A 3,554-nucleotide genomic window follows, 5' to 3' on the forward strand; every position below is an offset into this window, starting at 1 on the left:
GCAAGCAGGATCGATGACCTGCTGCCGTGGAACCTCAGACCAGATGGTCAAGCCGTGGTGATAGGCTGACGCTTACGAGCATCGGTACTGGCCAGTGCAACGTGAAGGCCTACAACCGCCAGCTGCGCGACCTGATCTCGACCGGCCGCGCGAAGCCGTCGTTCATCGTCTCGCACGAGCTGCCGCTGGAGGAGGCGCCGAACGCCTACCGGCATTTCGACGCGCGCGATGATGGCTGGACTAAGGTGATCCTCAAGACCGCCGCATGACCGGCTGATCCAGGCGGGGCGGCCATTCCCTGGGCCGCCCCGCCGCCCCTCTCTCCATCGCCGCGCGCAACGAGGACGCCATGCCGATCTACGAATACGATTGCCAAGCGTGCGGGCCGTTCACGGCGATGCGGCCGATGGCGGAATTCCGCGACCCGTGCGCCTGCCCGACCTGCGGCGTCGAGGTGCCGCGGATGCTGCTCAGCGCGCCCGGCATCGCCGGCATGGACTCGGCCCAGCGCGGCGCCCTCGCCTCGAACGAGCGCAATGCGAACAGTCAACGCCCCGCGAAGGCGGCCCATCCCGCCGGCTGCGGCTGTTGCGTACGCCGGTGGCCGATCCCGAACGCATTGTCCTCGAATGGTGGCCGCGTCTTCTCCTCGAGCGGGCCGCTCCGTCGGAGTGGACAATGAGCGCCGTCCCGCAAGAGCCGCTTCCATCGAAGGACCCGATCCTCGTCGAACGGAGACACGAACATGGCTTCTGAAACCCTCAACGGCCTGAAGGTCGCTATCCTGGTAACAGACGGCTTCGAGCAGGTCGAGATGACCGAGCCGCGCAAGGCGCTCGACCAGGCGGGCGCCGAGACCCGGCTCGTCTCCCCCAAGGATGGCGAGGTGAAGGCCTGGAGCTTCACGGAGTGGGGCGACACCTTTCCGGTGGACGTGCCCCTCAGCAGCGCCCGGCCCGAGGACTTCGACGCGCTCCTGCTCCCAGGCGGCGTCATCAACCCCGACAAGCTCCGGGCGCTGCCCGAGGCGGTCGCGTTCGCGAAGGCTTTCTTCGACGCCGGCAAGCCGGTGGCGTCAATCTGCCACGGGCCCTGGACAGTCATCGAAGCAGGTGCCGCACGCGGACGGCGCCTGACCTCCTGGCCGTCGTTGCAGACCGACCTCAAGAACGCGGGGGCGGAGTGGGTGGATCAGGAGGTCGTCGTCGATCAGGGCCTGGTCACTAGCCGCAAGCCCGACGACATCCCGGCCTTCAACCCAGAGATGATCAAGCTGTTCTCGAGCGTACGCGGGCAGTCGCGCCAGGCAGCGGCCGAATGAGACCTTCAGCCACAACCGGTGCTGCGCAGCACGCGCCCTTTTCGCCGGGACCGGAGGGCACGGAGCGGCGCCCGTTCGGTCCCGTGCCGCGCGAGGTCGCGGTAATCGGCCAGGGAACCTGGTACATCGACGACGCGCACCGACCCACGGCGGTCGCCGCCCTGCGCCGCGGCCTCGATCTCGGCATGACCCACATCGACACCGCGGAGATGTACGGCGACGCCGAGACCGTGGTCGGCGAGGCCATTGCGGGGCGGCGAGAAGAGGTCTTCCTCGTCTCCAAGGTCGCGCCGAGCAACGCCTCGCGCGCCGGGACGGTGGCGGCCTGCGAGCGATCGCTCTCGCGCCTGCGCACCGACAGGCTGGACTGCTACCTCCTGCACTGGGCAGGCTCGCACCCACTCGAGGACACCTTTGCCGGCTTCGAGCGGCTCCGCAAAGAGGGAAAGATCCTGTCCTGGGGGGTCAGCAACTTCGACGTGCGCGACCTTGATGCCGCCTGGAAAGCCGGAGGCGAGGGCCGGATCGCCTGCAACCAAGTGCTTTACCACCTGGAGGAGCGCGCGATCGAGCACGCTGTGCTGCCCTGGTGCGAGGAGCACGGCGTTGCCGTGGTCGCCTACAGCCCATTTGGCCATGGCAGCTTCCCCGGCCCGCACACGTCGGGCGGTCGCGTATTGGAGGACATCGCAGCGAGCCATGGGGCGACCGCGCGCCAAGTGGCGCTCCGGTTCCTGGTGCGGCGGCCGTCCCTGTTCACGATCCCCAAGGCGTCCAGCCCCGAGCACGCCGCCGACAACGCGGGCGCCGGAGCGCTGCGGCTGACGGAAGCCGAGCTTGCCCGAATCGATGCCGCGTTCCCGCTCGGCCCCCGGCCGCACCGCCTTCCCATGCTGTAGGCCGTGATGCTCGATTGGCTGGCAAAGGACGGGGGCCGTAAGGACGCCCCGCCCTTCAGCACCCTTGCGCAGCAAAAAGGAGCGGGTCGCGGTGGACGTTCTGGAACAAGTGTTCGGTGCCGCCGTGATGCTGGCCGTCCTTGCCGACGTATTCCTGACGGTGCTCTACGCCCGTGTTGGAACAGGCATACTCAGCCCTAAGCTCGCGCGGCTGACGTGGCGGCTGTTCCGACTTTTTCCGACAGGACGCTACCAGCCGATGGTGTTGTCCTTCTGCGGCCCGACGATCCTCGTGCTACTGGTCTTAACTTGGTCGGTGCTCCTCGCGTTCGGCGCTGGATTGATCATCCATCCCGAACTCGGCGCCGGTGTTCGGGCAAGCAGCGGTGAGACGCCCACAGACCTTGTCACCGCCGTCTACGTCGGCGGCAGCAGCCTTTCCATCGTCGGCGCGAGCGATTTCGCGCCGCATACGGTGGCCATGAAGGTGATGTTTTTGTTCAACTCCGTCGTCGGCACGGCGGTGATCTCCCTGACCTTGACCTACCTGATGCAGATTTATGCCGCTTTGCGGGAGCGGAATGCGCTCGGGCTCAAGATGCACGCGATGTCCGCCGAGAGTGGCGACGCGGCCGAGCTGTTGGCGAGTCTGTTCCCCGACGGTCAACTCAGCGGAGGATACGACAATCTTTCCGAATTGGCTGGCGAAATGGCTGAAATCAAAGAGGGCCACCACTTCTATCAGGTGCTTTTTTATTTCCGCTTCCAGGAGCCTTACTACTCCGTTTCCCGGACAACGCTTCTCGCCCTCGATACCATATCCCTCATCAAGAGCGCCTTGGCTGATGACAAGGCAGGCTGGGTGAAGAAATCGGCCGCGGTGCGGCAGCTTTGGAGCGTGTCGCTCATGCTCGTCTCGACCCTGGACAAAACCTTCCTCGACCAGGCGCCGGAAGCAGCGAGCGACCATGTCGAGGCCGAGCCGTGGCGGGCGCGGTATCTCGCCGCCGTACGGCGCTTGCGCCAAGCCGGCCTGCCGCTTGTGGCCGATGAGGAGACCGGAGCAGAGCTATACGTGAAGCTTCGACGCCAATGGGACCCGCTCATTGCGGCGCTCGCGCCCGCGATGGCATATTCGATGGATGAGATTGATCCGGCAAGATTACGGCCAAAGAAGGACGATCGCTGCGCGCCGTTTCAGGTCCGGCTGCACTCAGCCTAGCCTTGCTCTTCAGCGGACGCTAATTCCGAACTGCAGCTAGTGTCCTGATTCCGTAGTTCCTCCGATCTGTTGGGAACGGAGGCAGAAGCGCTGGATGGCGGCGAGGATGTCG

Annotated in this window: 5 protein-coding genes; all 5 read left to right on the top strand. The window is 66.0% G+C overall.

Annotation, left to right across the window (positions count from 1 at the left end; genetic code table 11):
• Positions 1 to 101 precede the first annotated feature (101 nt).
• The 5 genes from AC0IW9_RS30195 (at position 102) to AC0IW9_RS30215 (ending at position 3,442) form a co-directional block, all read left to right on the top strand.
• Positions 102 to 269 carry a hypothetical protein gene (locus AC0IW9_RS30195; protein WP_471652005.1) on the top strand — a complete coding sequence of 56 codons (168 nt, stop codon included), beginning with the start codon at positions 102 to 104 and terminating at the stop codon, positions 267 to 269.
• Positions 270 to 349: 80 nt separating this feature from the next.
• Entirely contained in the window at positions 350 to 682 is a 333-nt protein-coding gene (locus AC0IW9_RS30200) for an FmdB family zinc ribbon protein (RefSeq protein WP_471652006.1), read from the top strand.
• A 63-nt stretch (positions 683 to 745) separates the two neighbouring features.
• The gene (locus AC0IW9_RS30205) at positions 746 to 1,321 is read left to right on the top strand and encodes a type 1 glutamine amidotransferase domain-containing protein (RefSeq protein ID WP_471652007.1); all 576 of its coding nucleotides are present in this window, start codon (positions 746 to 748) and stop codon (positions 1,319 to 1,321) included.
• An 83-nt stretch (positions 1,322 to 1,404) separates the two neighbouring features.
• A complete protein-coding gene (locus AC0IW9_RS30210) occupies positions 1,405 to 2,220 on the top strand; it encodes an aldo/keto reductase (protein ID WP_471652008.1) in 816 nt (271 codons plus the stop codon).
• A gap of 91 nt (positions 2,221 to 2,311) precedes the next feature.
• Positions 2,312 to 3,442: a hypothetical protein gene (locus tag AC0IW9_RS30215; protein WP_471652009.1), complete on the top strand. Its 1,131-nt coding sequence runs from the start codon at positions 2,312 to 2,314 to the stop codon at positions 3,440 to 3,442.
• The last annotated feature ends 112 nt before the right edge of the window (positions 3,443 to 3,554 follow it).

The organism is Belnapia sp. AC561, assembly GCF_979252845.1.

Coding starts and splice junctions, on each gene's coding strand:
- AC0IW9_RS30200 (WP_471652006.1), top strand. CDS start 350: ATGCCGATCTACGAATACGATTGCCAAGCGTGCGGGCCGTTCACGGCG.
- AC0IW9_RS30205 (WP_471652007.1), top strand. CDS start 746: ATGGCTTCTGAAACCCTCAACGGCCTGAAGGTCGCTATCCTGGTAACA.